We start from the raw sequence: 19,542 nt of genomic DNA, 5'->3' as shown, positions 1-19,542 counted from the left end.
GAGGTCAATTTTATTTTTCTTACGGCGAGGCTCTTCGCGACTAGGAATGTGGCTTGTCCGCATTTCTTAAGTCGGCTTCGAATACTTCCTTTTCTTTATTAGATCAGGATATCAAAGGATTATAAGTTTTTGGGTGATTAGATCCTTACTCCAAATTGAAGATGACTTTGGGTTCTCCTGATTGAGCGTTAACGGATGTCGGGTCCTCTGGCTCAACTATGAATAATCGATTTGTGGAAATCTCACCGGTTGTTTCAAGGAAGGCACGTACGCTTTCAGCACGGGCATCAGCCAGCTTGTTAAGGTCTTCTTCACTCACTTCGATTGTATCAAGTATTCTCGCCTCCATTTGAGCTACTGTGAGCATCGGTTTTTCTACCTCCGCCGCTTCCACAATGGTAGTAGCTTCAGCCTGGGAGGCGATTGACTCGGGTTCACTTGTCGCCACTTCTTTTGGAGAGCTCGTTGGTTGGGTCGAAAATATTTTACGAAAGAATCCAGCAATTCCTCCAGTTTCTTCTTCTTCTTTTGGTTTGGTTTCTGTGGTTGCTACGGGTATTGGTTTTACAGGTTTGCTAATCGTTTTTTTTGTCGGTGCCTCAGAAGTCAAATCAACCGCTTCTTCTGGAAACAAGAGATTGAATGAAAGGCCAATCAGCCGGTCGTGATCTCCTTGAGTTAAGGCAACTTCCTCGAGCGTAACCGATGAATTCCCGGCTTCTTTTAATTCACGCCACCGCAAGCTCTTCAATTTCCCAGTGAGTTGTTCCGACATTAAACGGTTCACTTCTGCCGATCCACCTGCGCCTCCTGCAATTTCTAGACTTAGATTGGGCCGTTCTTTCAATGCGTCTGCCAACATCCCGAGCTTTTTAATGCTATCGTCATCAAACTCGGTGGCAGCCGGATTAAAGCTTACCATGCTCAAATCGACATCCTTGCCTCCGGGAATGAGGCCACCCAGCATAGAAAAGGGGGAGGTTATAAGTTTTGTTATGATGTTAACAATGGCTCGGCTAATTACTCGACCGAATCCAAACTCCGGGTCATTGAGGTTACCGGACACGGGAACATCGATTTCGATGACACCGTTGCGATCCTTCATCAATGAAATTGCCAGAGGGATAGGAAGTTTGAGGGCGTCTTCGCTTTCAACTTTATCGCCGAGGGTGAGTTGATCAATGATCATCACATTTTCACCGGTAAGTTCGGACTGCGAAATTTTGTATTTCAGATCGAATGAAAGTTTTCCTTTGTTCAGCGCGTAGCCCGCATATTTACCAGAATAAGGGCTGACCGCTGTCAGGTTAAAATCCTTGAAGGACATTTCCACATCGCTGTAACGATCTTCAATCAATGGATTAATTTTACCGGTCACAGCCAATTGGGTACCGCCCGTTAGCGTGCCAATAAGATCGAGATCCGCCCGGGCAAGTTCTTCCGATGATAGTCCGGATATTGTTCCGGATAAGGTTTCCAAGCTTAAGCTCACAGTTGGTGAAATGGATCTGTCGGTCAAAATCGCGCCCATGTTTTCCAGGGTAATCGAGCCGATTGAAATGGGGAAGGGGATGATCTCTTCAGCGGGATCAGGTTCTTTGGCTTCTTCGGGATTAACCGCATTTTCAGCCACTTCGCTCCCGATACCCAAAGCCTGCATCAGATTGATGCTCCCATCCTCATTAATTTGTATCGTCGCGCGAAGATCCCTCAAAGTGATCCCTTCAATTTTGACCGACATGGGGTCTAGCTCTGCCTCGATGCCTTCAATAATTAGCCCGGTCAATGATGCCAAATCCTGCCCGAACTCTTTTTCAATGACCTTCAAGTCAGCGAGTTCCACTTTACCTTGGAAACCCCCTTTAGGCTTGTCGTCTACCAGGTTGATTTCGGAATTTCCCAGAACGCTCAAATAGCCACTTGCGAGTTGAATCTCAGCAAACTCTGCGATGTAGGGATTTCCGACTTCAAGGGCTAGTTCGGTCAGTGCTATTTCAAAGTTTCCACCCATTGGTTGCAGTCCGATCGAACCTTTGACTCCAATAATTCCACCTGAACGGACTGTTGCTCCCAGGTTTAACCCTAGTTGAGATCCCGCTTCACTGCTGATATCCGTTGCGAGAATTTTCGCATCGTCCAAGGCGAAGCTGGCAGTGCCTGGTACCGCTTCGTCGGTTATGTTAATTGAAAACCCTTCCAGACTTAATTTTTTAATTTGATAATTCGGCGCAGGTAACGCTTCTGCTGTGGATGGTGTTTCGGAATCCGTTGGTGAGGTGGAGGCAGGGCTTTCTTTTAACAGTGCCAGTAAATCAATTTCGCCATCTTCCAGACGCTTGGCAAAAAGTGTTCCACCTATGAACTCAACCGATTCGACGCTCAATGCCTGAGTCATGTAGTCCATGTTGACACCTGAGATTAATCCACTTTGCAGTGACATGACTGGGCTTTGGTCACTTCCTTTTGCGACCTCTACGTTTTCAATAGTCACGCCTGCGTTTATAAGCTGCATGATACTGTTTTGGCCGGAGCGATATTCATAACTTCCAGTCACGCCGATCGTGCCATCAATAATGTCAGTCTGGAGCACGATATCGTAAAAAGGTTCGTATTTGGGCATCGAAAATCCCTTAACCTCAAAGGAGCCTTTTGATCGGACAGGTTCAAGGGCCACGAAGCCTTTCCAGGAAAATGACTCGCCCGATTCGGAGGTCGCAGAGAATGCATAGGGGGCGTCTGACTCTCCCGAAGTGTGAAATCCAGTGATGTCGAAATTGATTGGCGAAATGATTGAACTAAACGGAACCGACAATGAAAGATCCGTGACTGAAATGGAGCCCTCGTTTACCTTGAGGAGGTTAACCTTAACCGCTTTGGATTTCGCTTCAGGATCTGCCTCAGCTGTATCCAAAGCAGTTATCTGATTGATAATATCGGCAATATTAAGCGAACCATTCGCCTCAACCTGTAAGCGAAAGTATGGTTTTGTGAGATCCAACTCCTTGAAATGAATTTCTCCACGAAACAGGAACGACAGAAGCTGTAGGTTTCCATAAGCTCGGTCGAATGAAAGCAATGTTTCGCTATCTGTGTCCGTAATAGTAAAATGGCTTAATGTCCCCGAGAAAGTGAATGGGTTGAGCTGCAGCTTCTCCAGGGACGTTTCACGATTTGTCAGCTCGGTCACTGCCTCCTCGATTTTTGGTCTAGCCAACCACGGAACAATTATGAAACCAGCCAGCGCATACAGACCCACCAGAAAGGTTATGATGGTTAAACTCGTGCGAATCCGGTTCGCGAAAAATAGTTTTTTTATGGATGCCATGATAAATAATCTCTCTACTCAGAGTAGGTTTTAAATCGAAAAGTGCCCCTGTTTTCTTAGTTTTTTGCTAATTTTCTGAACAACCTGTTTCGTACGCAGAAGCTGTTGTCCGCTCGCAAGCCGACTACACACTCGAAATTCTCGAAATGCTCTCGTCCCTTTCAAGTATGAGCTTAAATTCGTGAAACGAATCGAAGTCTCAGGCTTCCTGTTCGGCGTCTTTAGGCTCTTTGAAAATTAAACCGAAGAACACCATTACAGCCAGGGCCATGATAGCTGGGATACCCCAGATCATTTTCCAATTCATGGTGGCAAGTTGAGTTTGGCGGTATTCAGCCTTTCTCGTTTCCAAGACTTCAAGCTGAGAAATTAATGCATCTGAGCTAGAACTGGCAATTTGCTCCTTCAATTCACTAGTTTGACTCTCTATTAATTGAACCTGAGAAGCAGCCTCCAAACTTGCGGCGGGCGTGTATTTTGTTTCAATTGCTCCTGCTACCTTTGCGCCGATAAATAATCCCAATCCAAGGGTGAAGAAAACCAGGAGTCCTTGAGCTTGTGCCCGTATTCGAGGGTTAGCGACGCGGTTAGTGTAGATTTGACCAGTGACAAAAAAGAAATCATAACACACTCCATGCAGAATAACTCCGGCGAGTATCATCCATCTGATTTGATCTGGAGCACCGAAAGCAAATAATGCATACCGCAACACCCAAGCCGACATTCCGATAAGAAGCATCCATTTTAATCCAAAGCGTTTAAATGCAAATGGCATTAGTAGCATAAATAGTATTTCGGAGACTTGGCCTAATGCCATTGTGGCACCAATGACATCCCCCATTCTCAGTAATTCCTTTAATGTTTGAATGAATCCAAAACCTCCAAAATCAGACATTTCAATAACTCGACTTGCTATTTGGTAATAGAAGGCAAGAGGAATGCATATTAGCATAGAGCAAACTATGAAGATTAAGTAAGATCGGTCTTTGAGCAAAACTAGTGCATCCCATCCAATGACTTCCTTAATCGATATTTCCTTGTTTGTTGAAGGAGGAGTATTTGGAAGAATAAAACTTATAACTCCAAGAACAAGGGCAGCTGTGGCGGTCAAGTGAAACATACTGACCGTAGTTCCCCATCCCATTATGGATAAAACAAATGCAGCAGCAATCCAACCTATGGTTCCAAATACGCGGATTATTGGAAATTCCTTTTCAGGGTTTGCCATAGTTTTCATCGCGATCGTATTGCTCAACGCGATCGTTGGATAATAAGTCAGCATGTGACCGGCAATGAGTATGTTAATCGTTCCCGGTGTACTGCCCGAGGCCATTTGGGTTGCTGCGTAATACATGATTCCTCCTCCCAGCAAATGGAGAACGCCCATGACTTTCTGTGCTGAAAAGAATCGGTCGGCGATCATCCCGACAAAAAACGGAGAAATCATCCCAGCGATTGGGCCGACCGAATAAGTCCAACCAAAGTCGTTCCCTGTAAACCCTATCTTGCCCAAGTAATTTGGGGCAGTGACATACCATGCTCCCCAGATAAAAAACTGGAGAAACATCATCGTTGCGAGTTTGGTTCGAATAACTAGAGAGTCAGATTGTTGGGTCATATGGTTTGGGTTGGAGTAGATTGACAATGAGAGCAGAAATTTCAGCTCAGTAAAAGGCCTTATCTGAAAGTCTCGTGGATCGACAAGTTTTCATTTAATCAAAGGCGGCTGCATGACCGTCCTTTCGCTTGTCACTGCTGGCGCAGTAGCCTTGGTCTAACTTGAAAATCCCTTGATATCCGCCGAATAAGCCAGTAATGTGGTTTGCGACAACCCTATGTCCGCGGTGGCGCATTTCATCAATGGTTTTGCTGTCGAAACCCGGTTCGAAGATCAATTCAAAGTCAGGGGTGACAAACCAACGGGGTGCGTTTGAAGAGCTTTGGGGATTCCAATGATTGTCGAGGATCCGGGTGAGAACTTGCACGTGGCCCTGCGGTTGCATGTGACCGCCCATTACACCAAACGAAAATAAGGGATTTCCGGATTTCGTAACCATGGCAGGAATAATGGTATGGAAGGGACGTTTTCCTGGAGCAACTTCGTTCGGGTGTCCCGAAGCCAGCGAAAATCCATGTCCTCGGTTCTGCATTGAGATGCCGGTTTTGGGAATGACGATTCCTGAACCGAATCCCATGAAGTTGGATTGAATTAACGAAACCATCGTACCCGAATCATCGGCCGCAGAAAGATAGACAGTGCCATGATCGTGGAACGTGGTGGCTTCCGGTATGACCGCATGGTTCATATCCATGTTTCTGGCGCGCTCTTCCAGGTAGCTTTTTTCCAACACCCCGTAGGTTGCGTTATTCCAATGATCCGGGTCGCAGATGTGTTGAGATGCTTCGGCAAAACCCACCTTGATCGCCTCAATCTTTACATGGATGGAGTCGGCGGAATCGGGATCCCATTTGTCGAGAGGAAATTGATCGAGTATTCCCAAAGCGATCAACGCAACCAGGCCTTGTCCATTGGGAGGGATTTCGTGTACATCGCAGGATCGATACCTTGTGGAAATGGGGTCCACCCAAACTGCTTGATGAGTTGCAAGGTCCTCAGTGCTCAACCAACCCCCGGTTGATTGAGCGTGCGCCACTATTTTGTTGGCGATTTCGCCCTGGTAAAAAGATGCTCCCTTTGTAGCTGCAATTTCTTCCAGCGTATCGGCTTGTGCCGGATTTTTAAATACAGCGTCTTGAATGGGTTCAAATCCCTCGGGCAACCATGTTTTCACAAAATCAGGATAATCAGTAAAGGTTTCCCTGGCTGCTTTGAACCCGTTGGCTACTTGAGCTCCTAATGAGAATCCGTTTCGTGCATGATATATGGCGGCCTGAAACAGTTTTTTAAAGGGAAGCTTTCCAAAGCGATCATGTAAGGCAACCCATTGACTGACAGCTCCGGGAGTTGTAACCGAGTCCCAGCCTCGTTCGGGCATCGAATCGAATTGATTAAAATAGTCTCTTTTCCAGGAAAGTGGAGATTTTCCACAGGCATTCAATCCGAAGAGTTTTCCGCCTTGAGCCACAATCGCAAATCCGTCTCCACCGATACCATTCGAGCACGGTTCGGTAACCGTCAGGGTTATCGCTGCGGCCAGAGCTGCATCAACTGCGTTACCTCCTTTGCGAAATACATCGATTGCGGCATCAGTGGCATGGGGTTCCGAGGTCGCAATTACGTTGTTTCCATAAACCAGATCAGGGTGGGGTGTTGTCGGGTTTTGCCAGGAAGGTGATTGGAGCATGCGGGGAACTTTAGCAGTTTCCTGAGCGGATACAATCCTAGGTATTTTTGTATGCTTCGAATTGATTCTTATCGGCCGCTTTCATGTAAGCCTCGTGACCCGAGATAGCCCCTTTTTTCAGTTGAGCCATCAAGGATGCATCCATGGTGGTCATGCCCTCAGCCATACTGCTCTCGATAATTCCACGGATGTTGCTGATCTTTCCACTTCGGATGCAATTAGGCAATGCATCGTGTTTCAGAAGTATTTCATTAACCGCGACTCGTCCTCCTCCAATCTTTTTGCAGAGTAATTGGGAGACCACTCCCCGCAAGCAACTGGCCAGCATGGTGCGGATTTGATTTTGTTCTTCCGCCGGGAAAGCATCAATAATTCGATCGACTGTTTTCGGAGCATTGTTGGTATGGAGAGTTCCAAAAACAAGCATGCCCATCGATGCACAACTCAGCGCCAGTTGAATGGTTTCGAGTTCCCTCATTTCCCCTAATAAAATGATATCCGGATCGCCCCGCATGGAGCTCTTGAGTGCGTTGGCAAACGAGTGGCTGTGTTCTCCCACTTCCCGGTGAACTATCACACAGTTTTTCTTGGGATGAACAAATTCTATAGGATCTTCGATGGTGATAATGTGCTTCTGGAAATTATCATTTATATAGTCCAGCATCGCTGCCATCGTCGTCGATTTACCACTACCGGTTGGTCCAGTAACCAAGACCAGACCTTCCTGGTAGGCGCAGACCTCCTTTAACACGACTGGAAGGTTGAGTTTATCAAAAGATAGAATCTCAGCAGGGATCTGCCGGAAAACGGCACCTGGTCCCCATTGATTGTATAAAAAACTTCCACGAAAACGAGCAAGGCCTGGAATTTCGTGAGCCAAATCGAGATCACGATTTTCCTGAAAATGATTCCAGCGAGTTTCGTTACAAATTTCCTGAAGCATTTCTTCCAAAGATTCTTGATCGAGTTCTGGCTCATCCTCCATATCCATGATAGAACCGGATGCCCTGATTCTTGGTGGCAATCCTACGGCCAGGTGCAAGTCAGACCCATCCATGTCTAACATCTTCGTCAAATATCTATCGAGAATAGGCATGATTATACTTCGACCTCCACTTGTCCGCCGGAGAGAATATGTTGTTTCATAGGCCTGCTAACAAGGTTGGCCAAAGCGACTTCATCGGAAATGCGTTTGGCTTCCCAGAGAGCAAAAATTGATTTGTCCATAAGGATCATCCCTTGTTTGCGGCCCGTTTCTATAACGTTGGAAAGTCCGTCTGCTTTGTTGGTTCGAATGAGGTTTCCAACCGCCGCGCAATTAAGCAAAAGCTCATAAGCCATTTCGACACCTCCATCGGCAGCGGGTAGGAGTCTTTGGCAAATGATACCTTTCAAACTTTCCGCTACCATCGATCTGATTTGTGTTTGTTGGGCTGCTGGAAATACATCGAGCAAACGATTTAGCGTGTTGGCAGCATCACTGGTATGCATGGTGCCGATTACAAGGTGACCTGTTTCTGAAGCGCTGATCGCCATTTCAACCGTTTCAAGATCGCGCATTTCTCCGATAACAATGATATCCGGATCTTGCCGAAGCGCACCCTTCAATGCACTGTGAAAGGTATTGGTATGGCTGCCTACCTCACGTTGGGTGATTTGGCATTGATCAGAGTGCTGCACTATTTCGATAGGCGATTCGACGGTGATTAGATGGTCTTGACGCGTTCTGTTAATTTCATCGATCAAAGCTGCAAGCGTTGCCGTTTTACCGGAACCCATAGGGCCAGTGACCATAATCAAACCATTGTGGTAGGTAAGCAGTTTCCGGATATTGTCTGCTTCATGAAATCCCAATTCTTCCAAGCTTCGAATTTGGTTGGGAACGAGACGGTAGGTACCTGACAAACCATCTTTATGAAGCATCAAGTTAACCCGGTAACGCAGGTGGGTATTGAACGATAAAGCGTAATCCAGGTCGTGATTCTTATTGAAAAAGTCCAGTTGAAATTCTGATAGGAGTGCCAGGTTAAGTTTTTTGGCTTCTTCGGCACTCAATACGTGGTCACCGAGATAAACGACTTCCCGATTGTGTCGGATAAAGGGACAAGCGTCAGCGCATAAGTGAAGGTCACTTGCTCCTTCGCATTGGCTTTTTAGCAGAAGCTGGACCATGCATTGACGGGCTTCTTGTTCAGAAAATGACGCAATCTTTTCGAAACCTGGCCACTCATCTTCAACTTCCAAGGATACTTCGGGGCGTTCTTTCGTAAGATTGGGTGCGTGTTCTGACCGAACCGGGGTGGACGCAGCAACTACCGATGCTTGTGGCGCTGGTTGTGCTTGGATTGTTGGGAGGGCGTCGGGTTCATCCTGGACCCGGCCTGAATTGGATCTGAGTGACGGGATATGTGCAGGTTGCGCCTCCGGATTCGGAAAAGAAATTGGCGCCAGTTTGGCTTCGCGGATTTCAGTGTGAGAATTAGTTCCAGTCCTGCCAAACGGGTTGTCTGTTGTTAGGGTGCGTCGTCCGTCTGAAGGTTTCCATGGCTTGGGAGAACCCTGGCTCGGTATACTCGTTGTAAGCGGGGAGTCTTGTATGGTTGATGAACTGGTTGAAGAAAGGCGTAATGGACTTGGTGCATCCGCATCCGGACTTCTCCTGCCGAAAGTGCGTTTTGAAGTTGACTGAAGAATTTCGAATGGATCGTTCGGAACTTGGGCTCCTGCTTCTCCTTTAGCATGGGCCTCTTCGATAAGATTTTGTAGTGTGTCAACGTCGGTGCAATAACCTCGATCAATCAGTTTTTCTCCAAACGCCAACAGCTCAGCTTCAGGCCCAAGCGCATGTTTAAGTACGAGGCATTTTGCTGAGTCAAGGATGCCAGCTTCATTGGCCAAGTACGCGAGCCATTGAACTTCAAGTTTCAAGGTATTTTAAGGATGTTTGAGTTATGGAGTGATATTGTCCTCAAACCGTGGAAGTGCCGTCCTATTCCTTAAATACTTTACCGGTGGTGCTTTGAGTGATTAACCCGCTTTTAACAAAGGAAGCGAATTACGTGTGATTGACACTACATGATCGCTGCCAAAACCTCTTCTGCGTGGACCTCGGGGTTCACTTTAGACCAAATATGCGTGATCGTTCCATCGGGACCGATGAGGAAGGTGACGCGGTGAATGCCCATGTATTCACGACCCATAAATTGTTTCAATCCCCACACACCGTAGTCTTCGACTATTTTTTTATCTTCGTCTGCAATCAAGATGAAGGGCAGGGAGAACTTTTCGATAAACTTGTCGTGCTTCTTTACCGAGTCTACACTCACTCCAAGAACGACTGCTCCTTTGTCCTCATACTTCTTCCATGCATCGCGAAATCCGCAGGCCTCTACCGTACAACCTGGGGTATCATCTTTGGGGTAGAAATAAAGAACCACATGTTTTCCAGCATAATCCTGGAGGGAAACAGTATTTCCGCCGTTGGTTGTTGCGGTAAAGGAAGGGGCTTTGTCGCCCTCTTTGAGTGTTAATTCGAGTACTGCCATAAGACAGTCAAACTTCTCTAGATGCTGGTAAGACGTCCAGTAGAATCTCCGAAACTTGGCAAGTTTTTGACCCCCATTTTATCCGCAAGGCTGAGGAATAGATTGGTTGCCGGCTTAGAACCATTTTGAACAAAACGTCCTGGGTTTAATTCTCCTCCTCCGTGACCTGCCAATAGGATGGGGAGGTTGTGGTGCGTATGTCTATTGCCATCAGCATTCCCACTTCCGTAAACGATCATTGAATTGTGAAGTATGGTATTTCCGTCCACATCCTGGACTTCATCCAGTCGGCTTAAAAATTGGGCAAATTGTTCGACATACCAACGATCGATGAGGGCTACCTTGTCGATGCGATCTTGTTTATCCCGGTGATGAGTTAACTCGTGATGGCCTTCGGTGATTCCAATTTCTTCGTGTGAACGGTTATCCCCATCATGGGCAAGGATCAGAGTAGCGATGCGTGTGGAATCAGTTTGGAAAGCGAGCAACATCATTTCGTACATGATGGCGATGTGTTCTCCATGGCTGTATGGAATACCATCCGGTGTTGGAATATTAGGATCGAAATTAGGTCCCAATTTTTCCATTTGTTCGATTCTGGTTTCCACCTCACGAACACCCGTCAAATACTGGTCGAGCTTGTCTTTATCGTTAACGCCAAGACGTTTTTGCATGCGTTCTGCATCATCGATAACGAAATCGAGAATGGATCGACGATTGATCATCCGTCGTTGAGCGTTGGCCGCTCGTTCACCATGGGATCCTTCCCCGAATAGTCGCTCAAACACTTTTCTGGGATTTGACTCTGGCGCCATAGGAGTAGTCGGGGTCTTCCAGGACACGTTGTATTGATAAGCACAGGAGTAACCCGAATCACAACTGCCGGAAGCACGTGCCGCGTCACAGGAGAGCTCCATGGAAGGAAAGCGGGTTTCGATCCCCACCTCTCTCGCAATTGCCTGATCAATTGAAACTCCAGCCCGAATGTCTGTTGCGCTCTTTTTCAAACGCACTCCTGTAAGGAATACACTATTACCACGAGCGTGATCTCCGGCACCGTCTTTGGCACCTGTCGCATGCTGATGGTCAAGCCCCTGTATGACTTGGAGGGAATGTTTCAGGGTCTCTAATGGTTGTAGTGTTTGGCCAAACCTGAAGTCTGTTGTTGAACCCTCCGGCCACCATGTGGCCGGAATTGAGCCGTTTGGAAATGTGACAAAGGCTGTTCTCAACGGTGCACCAGTTGCGGTCGTCGCTCCATGGCGCAGTGATTCATTTGCCAATAAATTTCCCGGAAGAAGTGAATGAAAGGACGGTACCGCAATTGCAGCTCCGAGGCCCTTTAGGAAGTGCCTCCGGCTTAGGGCGTTATTTGAAGTAAGTGAGCGTGACATAATTTAGTTGGGGCTAAAATCAGGGTGTCTTCGTTTTTGAAATGGAACAGATTTTATAACCGCCATCAATAATGCAGATGGACGGCCATCATTTTTTTCTAATTCGTTTACCAGATAATCGATGGTTATTGTATCGTAATATTCAGTGCCGCGACCTAAGGCATAGGTAAGCAGTTTTTCACTCATGCAGTAATAAAAATCACGTTTTCGGTCGTTGGCAAGGATGTGTTTCATTTCCTGAATGCTTGAAAATCTCTCGCCAGTAATGAGAATTCCTTCGCTATCTATGGGTATTTCGAGTTCTTGATCGCGCCACATGCCCATGGCATTGAAATTTTCCAGTGCTAATCCGAGAGGGTCCATACGATTATGACAGGAGCTACACAATGGTTCTTCCCTGTGTAGGGCCAGTATTTCACGCAGGCTCATGGCGGAAATTTTTTCCTTACTCGCCACATCTTCAAGAGCAGGAATATCGGGAGGAGGCGGAGCAGGAGGTGTCCCAAGAATGTTTTCCAGTATAAATACACCGCGTTTAACCGGAGATGTTCGGGTTGGGTTCGAAGTAAACGCCAGGATGGTGCCTTGTGTCAGAATTCCGCCCCTTGGGCTATCGGATGCTAATTGAACTTTTCTGGTCTTTGAACCTTCCACGCCTTCTATTCCATAATGCTTGGCAAGAAGCTCGTTGAGAAAGGTGTAATCGCTATCGAGCAATTCTAACACGTTTCTGTCCTCCTTAATGATGTATTTGAAATATTCTTCTGTCTCCAGTTGCATGGCCCTTCTTAATGGACCGCTCCAATCGGGACGTTCGAGATCGTAGCTGGCTGTTACGAGCTCACGCGTTCGCCGGTAGGTTTCCTGTTGCTCTGGAGTTCTTGTAAATTCGGGAATCTCACGAACGATCTGATATTCGGCTCTTGCTTCCCGTAATACCGGATTCGGATTATCCCGGAGCCAGACGTCGTAATCGCTTATATTGACACCTTGGATGTCCCGGGAGTGAAGCCACTGGCCTCCGAAATTTTCGATGAATCTATCAAACCGCTTATCGGTCATCATGCGTTCAATTTGTGATTCCAGGTTTTCCCGTAGGTTACCTTGTTCTGCTAATTCAAACAACTCATCGTCCGGCATGGTTGACCAGAGAAAGTAAGAGAGCCTCGAGGCCAGGGCGTACTCATCAATGAAGGCGTGTGTTTCATCTCTTGATTTTTTATTCAGGTCTTCCTCTCGAAATATGAAACGTGGCGATGCCAGTATGGCTACCATTGCCTGGGCAATACCTTCTTCGTAAGTCTTGCCTTTCTGCGCTGAGATGGATTCGGCCAATGAGACTAGTTTGTTGATGGTGGTATTGTCTACTGGACGTCGGTAAGCTTTTGTCGCGAACCTGGATAAGAGCTGGTGAGTGTAGCTTTTCCGTTTTGACTTACCCGCAGGGATTCCTTCGGGGAAATAGGCTTCGTAGTTATCGGGTGCCGACCAGTGTTTAGGGCTGTCAGGTCCTCGAATTATTATTTCTTCGATTTCCATTTTCAGCTTTTTAACTTTTTCCAGGTCTGTCAGCGGTTCAACAGAAGCAGAAAGAGAATGCGTACCCACGCCCCAGTTAGTATCAAAAACAAATTCGTGAATCTTTCCTGAAGTATAAGCGAATGTTTGATTAATCAGAGTGTTCCCATCTGCTTGGAAAGTGAAACGGCATTCGTTGTAATCAAATCCGTTGAAGGATGAAAAACTCTTTGGTTTTATTCTAACAACGAATTGATAATTTCCGGCAACCTCCAACTGGAAATTGGCTGTTCTAGTGGATGGTTCGTAAAAAGACAACTGCAGGTTTTCCTCGTCCTTGTCGATTGGAGGAGCAGGCGAAAACAGGTTTACCAAAGACTTTTTGGTCCATTTTCTCTCAGGCATTACCAGGGACTGGATTGGAACCGCTTTTGCCACGATCGCATTGGCAGCATCCAGGTATTTTTCCAATAGCATTGGAGAGATTGTTAAGACGTCTCCAATATTATCGAAACCTTCGCCTGAATCATCGGCGGGAAAAATGTCGAGCGTGTTAAATTCGATCCCAAAAAGATCGTTTATCGTATTTTGATACTCTATACGATTTAGACGCTGGACCGTCATTCTTCCCGGATCCGGGTTTTTAGAATCAATTCCGAAAGGCCCTGATTTGATCCAGTCAGCCAAAATATTTCGTTCCTCCTCGGTCGGTTGAGCTTCTTCATGTGGTGGCATTATGTGAGCCCGGCTGTTTTTCAAAACCCGTAGCCAGAGATCCGTGTCACTTATTGTCTCAGGATTAAACTCATCCAAAGTGACATCCCCCTCGCTGACCCCAAGTCCATGGCAATCGTAGCAATAGTTGTCCAGAATAGGCTCAGCCTTTTTAAGGAAGGAATTAAAGGTTTCTTCGTTTGCTGTGAGAGATAGACCAGCAAAGAAAAAACTGCTGCCGAACAGAAAATAACTGATTAGGGAAAAACGTTTCACCGTTAAATATAAGGATAGGTTTAGGGAACCATTTAATACCTATTGGACAAGACCGGTAACCATCAAACAAAAACAATCATTTACCCATCGAAATTGCTGTTCCGGCCAGGTAACCGGTGGTCCAGGCGTTTTGAAAGTTAAATCCACCTGTTATTCCATCCACATCCAGCACTTCCCCAGCGAAAAATAATCCAGGAATCTTGCGACTTTCCATTGTCCGCAGATTCACTTCATCAAGGTTTACACCGCCGCAGGTTACAAATTCCTCCTTGTTTAAACTTTTGCCACGAACCTCAAAAGTTGAATTTTGGAGGATTTCCAACAGAACTCGTTCTAGAGGTTTGGAAAGCTGAGCCCAGCCAACGGTGTCAGGAATTTCGCTCAAGTTTACGAGTCGTTCCCAGAGTCGACGGGGAATTTCAGTAAATGGCGAGCGAGAGCAGATCAGGCGTTTGCCATGAGAAGCACGTAATTGGTCAAAAGTGTTTTGAATATTGGGTTCGGGAAGCCAGTTTACGTGTAGGGTAAATTGATAGTCGACGCCATGGAGTGCCCGGGCTCCCCATGCGGATAATTTTAAAACAGCCGGACCGCTCAGACCCCAATGAGTGACCAGTAATGGTCCCGTGGAATTCAATTCGAGATCCGGAACCCTCAGAACTGCTTTTGCCACCGACAATCCGGCCAGCTCCTTCAATGCCTGTCCGGGAATGTTGAAAGTGAATAGCGAAGGAACTGCTGGCTGAGTCGTGTGCCCCAGGCTATGAATTAATTTTTTGGTATCGGCAGATCTCGTTCCTCCTGTGGCCATGAGTAGCTGTTTGGTGAGGACGGTTGTCCCGCCAGCCAGTTGGAGGCTGAATAGGTCGCTTGGTTGGGATTCGTGCGTGATGGATGTTGCTTGTGCCTTAGTCCAGATGGTTACGCCAGCAGCTTGGGCCGCATCCATAAGGCAGTCGATAATTGTTTGGGATTTGTCTGAAGTGGGAAACATCCTGCCGTCGGCTTCTCTTTTCAATTGGACGCCATGATTTTCAAACCAGTCGATCGTATCTTGAGCGCTCCAACGGTTTAAAGGACCGATGAGTGCTTTTTCGCCTCGGGGGAAATGCGTCGCAAATGTTCTGGGTTCAAAGCAGGCATGCGTTAGATTGCATCGTCCGCCTCCCGAAATTCGCACTTTCCCCAGAAGGTTAGGGGACTTTTCAAGGATGAGCACCTTCATCGGTTTATCCGCAGATTCAGCCGCGGCAAGAGCACCAAAGAAACCAGCGGCCCCTCCACCTATGACGACCAAGTCCCAAAGCTTTTCTGTCTTCTGGGTCAAGCTACTCAATCTTTTCGAAAATGACCATATAGTTGTCGGTCAAGAAATAATCCACTTCACCTGTCTTTTTGAAACCCGCTTCCTTTATTTCGTTTTCAAACACCTCTTGCCCGGCCCGCATGTGACTTAGTATCCAATCCGTGCTCACTCCCGGAATACGTTTAAAATCGATCAGCGCAATTCTGCCTCCCTTTCGAAGTGCCTTGTGAATGGATGCCAATGAGTCACTTGGGTACTCAAAGTGGTGGTACACATTGCAGATTAAAGCGAGATCGACTGAATTATCCGGCACCTCAATTGAGCGCTCGGTGCATTGGACTGTTTCGATGTTCTTCCAGCCGTTGGCCTCGATTTGTTTGTCAATATGTTCCAGGAATTCTGGAACAATATCGACGGCGTAAACCGTGCCGCTGGATTGGACTTTGGCTGAGAGGTAGGGGAGGTGTGCGCCCGTACCTGTTCCCACATCGACCATGCTCATGCCGGGTTTTAGTCCCAGAGCATTCACAATCGCCTCGCGGTTATCGAATACTTCCCGGCCTTCGGCTTCCAATCGTTCAATCCACTCCTCGATGATTAGGCCTTCCTTCAAGTAGGAGGCATTTATCCCAGGATTCACGCTTTCTTTTTGCGCGAAGGCTGGGATGCTCAGGGTTCCAATCAGTATAATTCCAATTATGCTTCTCCACTTCATAGATGAGGAACCTAGTCCGATTAACCTGACTGTTAAGCAAAAAGTATTTGTTGAAATGAATTTTTTGGTACCGTTCCAATTTTTAATCGATCTCCTGAATCCGTGAGGTTTCGCTTATGACAAGCCAGGGATTTATTAAGCCTTTATTGTCGAAACCTTAACCTGGATTGCGTTGGTCAAAGCTCATTGTCCTATAACTACGGTCCGTTTTTTAAATGGATTCCAGGCGAAGCCTGACAAATGTTGTAGGAGGAAGGCTTTTGGTTTTTAGCTTGTAGACTAAATTACCTTCCGGAGTTTCAGAAATATCAAGCCAATCTTTGTCGATTGGAAACCAACTGACCATATTGTTGGAAGCTTCAATCTTAACATTTAAACCATCGATTGAGGTGACTCTTTGAATGGTTTGGATATCGAAATCAACTGAGTCGTCCAGCGGCTGAAAGATGGAGGTGTTATCGTATACGGTCGGGGAGGTGCCCAGGAAATATTCGAAGATATTCGAGAGTGCATCTTTGTCTGGGTCCTCCATGCCTGCCGAATATTCGATATCAGTATCGGGTCCAAGCTGCTGGATTCGCCACCAATTAAAAGGTGAAAGTGCATTGAAGGATCGTTCTTGGTTGGATGCTTCTGCGTAAAGATCGTTTCCTGATTGCGACACTCGGATGGTGATCAGACCATAACCAGTTAATGTAACAACCTTTCCGTCAATGGTTGCCGGTCCTTCGATAACTTCGTAGGTAGGCTCTAGTCCTGACGAGGATTCTGCTGCGAGTTCCACTACTGATTCACCGTACGGAGAAATGTTAGGCAATGCGTCGAATGTGAGGTTTTGACTTAATTGGCTAAATGAAACAACCGCTGCTTTGCTGACGCTTGTTCCAAATTTATTGCTTACTTCTACTGAGTACTCCCCCTCGGCGGAGGAAGCTATATTTCGGAATTCAAAAAAAGCTGATGTAGCTGAAGGCAATGGGATGCCGTCCTTAAACCATTGAAAGTTGAGAGCTCCCGCTCCTGTGGCTTCGGCATTTAAGGTCAGGTCTTGTTCCGGCTCAACCAAAAGTCCCGAAGGCTGTAAGGTTATTTCCGGTTCGTCGCCTTGTAGCAATGGCTGAAAGCTTAATTGTAAATCACTTGAGCCTGAGTTTTCGAAGTCGTTATTTTCGATGTGCTGCTCGCCAACGACCACGTTCTCAAATTCGATTTTTATACTTCCTGGAGAGAGCGCCAATAAATCGCTGGAATCTTCTACTTCCTTGATCGACCAGTTTCGGCAAATGATATCGAGCGATCCCGCCGCTTCATCGATGTTGATGTGAATCAATTGATTTATCCCATTCTCAAATCTGAAGTCTTCGAAAATGTGTCCTCTTTGTTCTCCACCGGAATGGTTGTTGTGGGACCACTCTAAAATTGCGTGTCCATTTACGCTTGTGCCAAACGCATTGTCTTCGACGACATCAATTCTCTCGATCAAACTATTTTGTGAGCTTTGATTGGATCGACCAAATTGGAAAACGGGACCGTTGGTTTGGTGATAGACGACAAGGTCGCGAACCACCTGATTGTCGTTGTACAGTTTGACGATGTCACCGTTCACTTTAAAAAAACAATCTTCGGTTACCGAATTTATCCCAGCTTCAATTCCATCGCTTCCTAAATTGTAAGAAAAGCATTTCACGTTTCTGGTGTGAAGTGTCCCCTTGGAAATAATATGACTTTTTATTGGCCGAATCGAAGTGATGCCTTCAATCTGCTGATTGGTGCCATTCCCATCAAAAAAAATGGCTGCGTTCACCTCCGAGTCAAAGCCGTGGGTTTCCCCGGATAAAGTGCCTCGGCCCCGCACGGTAATATTTGACCGTCCATTCGCGTAAAAAGAGCCACGGACATAAGCTCCTAAATCGATATAAACTGTGTTGATGCTTTCTGGTATCGCGAAGTTTATTCCAATGTCATGAATGCCTGGTCCGTAAAAGAGCACACCTTCGTCACCATCTTTTGGTGGATTCGTTTCAAGCGGGTCGACAAATAAAAAAAGGGGCTGCTCTTTATTGTCATTAATTACCAAATACAGGTACCTGCTGGCAGCTTGTAGACTGAAGTAAGCTTTCCCGTCTTTAATGGATGGTTGAATTTCATATCTACCGGGAAATACTTCAATTGTTTCAATGGGATATTCGGTTAAAAAAGAAATTTCAAAATCTACCACATATCCATTGTTGCCGTAGCTTATGCTTGTCCAATGCGATGCGTCTGCCAGTGCTTCACGATCGTCCAGGTCATCAATGTTATAGGGATCATTGATAATTGGATCATCTCCGAAGTTGGTTGCGTACTCCATGGTTTCGGATTCCAGAAATTCTTCCGAATCGGAGAGTTTCACGCCGACCTTATACAACGGGCTTTTAAGCAATGCACCAGGTAATCCAGGGTGGGGAATCAAATTTGGATTTCCAGCGCTTTCACACACGGCATAGGTCGGCAGAAACTCCTGAACGGTGCTCCAAACGACTTCATCGACCAAAGCCTTAAACCCTGGGTCAATCACCCCTTCATACTTTGTAATAATGCTTGTAGGATTTTTTGACCAAAGGGTGCTTAAAGTTGTAATATGTGCAATATAGCGGCCAGCAATGCCGTCATCATTGGTATCGGCCAAGTGGACTCCGGCTGGGTCGAATAGATCCCAGGATCCCGATAGGCCTTCAAATTTACCTGCCTGTAACTCTTGATCGAGACGATATAGAACCTCGCCAATTGGAATCCAATTCACGGTGGCTTCCGGGTTCTCAGCTTTTATTCGATCCAGGAAGAGACCGCGAAAGGCTTGGCGAACATTTGGAAGTCTACCCTCATCTAGTCTATTCTGGGAATAGCCACTCAGCCAGTTGCCTGAGTAAGTCCGCGCACCACTTTTGTCTGGGCTTTCCTTAAATGCCCATGGACCCAAAATGAAAAAAGTTGTGCATGTGTTGGCTGGGTTTTGCCTGGCGGTATCAATCACCGTTTTTGCGGCTGCGATTTCTGTTTCGATAAACAAGCCACCTCCATAGGTGTGCGGTTGCATACTGATCATGTCCCAATGATTATTAGGTAGATCTGTTTCAAAATTGCCTGAGTGGTTTGGGTCAGGGTAATAATCATAGGCGACCAATCCGACTTCTTTGACTGATTCCTCAGGATTCTCTACAATGTAAGTAAGCGACTTACCACTGTAGATGCCCCAGCCGATTTCCTGCTCAATACCATCCGGTAGGGTTGTGGCGGTCGAAATATTGTTGGGCTGTGTATCCCAGGTAAATGAATTTCCGAGAAAGTAGACTTTGCTGGTTTCGGCAGCCAGTAGTGGCACGGAAACGCACAGCCAAACAAGAATGGAACCAGCAAGTCTGGTAGAAAAGAAGTTTGGTTTGGTACACGTCCAAGGCATTTGAG

The 19,542-nt window shown here is 46.5% G+C and carries 11 protein-coding genes; all 11 read right to left on the bottom strand.

Annotation, left to right across the window (positions count from 1 at the left end; all coding sequences use genetic code 11):
- Window positions 1–145: 145 nt before the first annotated feature.
- The gene (locus O3C43_01205) at window positions 146–3,325 is read right to left on the bottom strand and encodes a DUF748 domain-containing protein (GenBank protein MDA1065097.1); all 3,180 of its coding nucleotides are present in this window, start codon (window positions 3,323–3,325) and stop codon (window positions 146–148) included.
- Window positions 3,326–3,524: 199 nt separating this feature from the next.
- Window positions 3,525–4,943 (bottom strand): MFS transporter, encoded by a 1,419-nt coding sequence (locus tag O3C43_01200; protein MDA1065096.1) that lies wholly within the window; start codon window positions 4,941–4,943, stop codon window positions 3,525–3,527.
- 94 nt (window positions 4,944–5,037) lie between these two features.
- Window positions 5,038–6,630, bottom strand: a complete 1,593-nt coding sequence (locus O3C43_01195; protein ID MDA1065095.1) for a gamma-glutamyltransferase family protein — start codon at window positions 6,628–6,630, stop codon at window positions 5,038–5,040.
- Window positions 6,631–6,667: 37 nt separating this feature from the next.
- Window positions 6,668–7,726, bottom strand: a complete 1,059-nt coding sequence (locus O3C43_01190; GenBank protein MDA1065094.1) for a PilT/PilU family type 4a pilus ATPase — start codon at window positions 7,724–7,726, stop codon at window positions 6,668–6,670.
- Window positions 7,727–7,728: 2 nt separating this feature from the next.
- Window positions 7,729–9,558, bottom strand: coding sequence for a PilT/PilU family type 4a pilus ATPase (locus tag O3C43_01185; GenBank protein MDA1065093.1), 1,830 nt, complete (start codon window positions 9,556–9,558; stop codon window positions 7,729–7,731).
- A 143-nt stretch (window positions 9,559–9,701) separates the two neighbouring features.
- Window positions 9,702–10,175, bottom strand: a complete 474-nt coding sequence (bcp, locus tag O3C43_01180) for a thioredoxin-dependent thiol peroxidase (protein ID MDA1065092.1) — start codon at window positions 10,173–10,175, stop codon at window positions 9,702–9,704.
- A 17-nt stretch (window positions 10,176–10,192) separates the two neighbouring features.
- Complete coding sequence (locus tag O3C43_01175; protein MDA1065091.1) at window positions 10,193–11,569, bottom strand: DUF1552 domain-containing protein; 1,377 nt, start codon at window positions 11,567–11,569, stop codon at window positions 10,193–10,195.
- A gap of 3 nt (window positions 11,570–11,572) precedes the next feature.
- The gene (locus tag O3C43_01170; GenBank protein MDA1065090.1) at window positions 11,573–14,077 is read right to left on the bottom strand and encodes a DUF1592 domain-containing protein; all 2,505 of its coding nucleotides are present in this window, start codon (window positions 14,075–14,077) and stop codon (window positions 11,573–11,575) included.
- 76 nt (window positions 14,078–14,153) lie between these two features.
- The gene (locus O3C43_01165; protein ID MDA1065089.1) at window positions 14,154–15,404 is read right to left on the bottom strand and encodes an NAD(P)/FAD-dependent oxidoreductase; all 1,251 of its coding nucleotides are present in this window, start codon (window positions 15,402–15,404) and stop codon (window positions 14,154–14,156) included.
- A gap of 1 nt (window position 15,405) precedes the next feature.
- Entirely contained in the window at window positions 15,406–16,098 is a 693-nt protein-coding gene (locus tag O3C43_01160; GenBank protein MDA1065088.1) for a methyltransferase domain-containing protein, read from the bottom strand.
- A 211-nt stretch (window positions 16,099–16,309) separates the two neighbouring features.
- On the bottom strand, window positions 16,310–19,537 hold the full coding sequence (locus O3C43_01155; protein MDA1065087.1) for a hypothetical protein: 3,228 nt from the start codon (window positions 19,535–19,537) through the stop codon (window positions 16,310–16,312).
- Between the last annotated feature and the right edge of the window lie 5 nt (window positions 19,538–19,542).

This window comes from Verrucomicrobiota bacterium, from assembly GCA_027622555.1.
Classification (GTDB): Bacteria; Verrucomicrobiota; Verrucomicrobiia; order Opitutales; family UBA2995; genus UBA2995.
This window is presented reverse-complemented; position numbering and strand designations above follow the sequence as displayed.

Bases quoted from the DNA above. Each gene is read 5' to 3' on its own strand.
- O3C43_01195 (MDA1065095.1), bottom strand. From the start codon at position 6,630: ATGCTCCAATCACCTTCCTGGCAAAACCCGACAACACCCCACCCTGAT.
- O3C43_01200 (MDA1065096.1), bottom strand. From the start codon at position 4,943: ATGACCCAACAATCTGACTCTCTAGTTATTCGAACCAAACTCGCAACG.
- bcp (MDA1065092.1), bottom strand. From the start codon at position 10,175: ATGGCAGTACTCGAATTAACACTCAAAGAGGGCGACAAAGCCCCTTCC.
- O3C43_01155 (MDA1065087.1), bottom strand. From the start codon at position 19,537: ATGCCTTGGACGTGTACCAAACCAAACTTCTTTTCTACCAGACTTGCT.
- O3C43_01190 (MDA1065094.1), bottom strand. From the start codon at position 7,726: ATGCCTATTCTCGATAGATATTTGACGAAGATGTTAGACATGGATGGG.
- O3C43_01175 (MDA1065091.1), bottom strand. From the start codon at position 11,569: ATGTCACGCTCACTTACTTCAAATAACGCCCTAAGCCGGAGGCACTTC.
- O3C43_01205 (MDA1065097.1), bottom strand. From the start codon at position 3,325: ATGGCATCCATAAAAAAACTATTTTTCGCGAACCGGATTCGCACGAGT.
- O3C43_01160 (MDA1065088.1), bottom strand. From the start codon at position 16,098: ATGAAGTGGAGAAGCATAATTGGAATTATACTGATTGGAACCCTGAGC.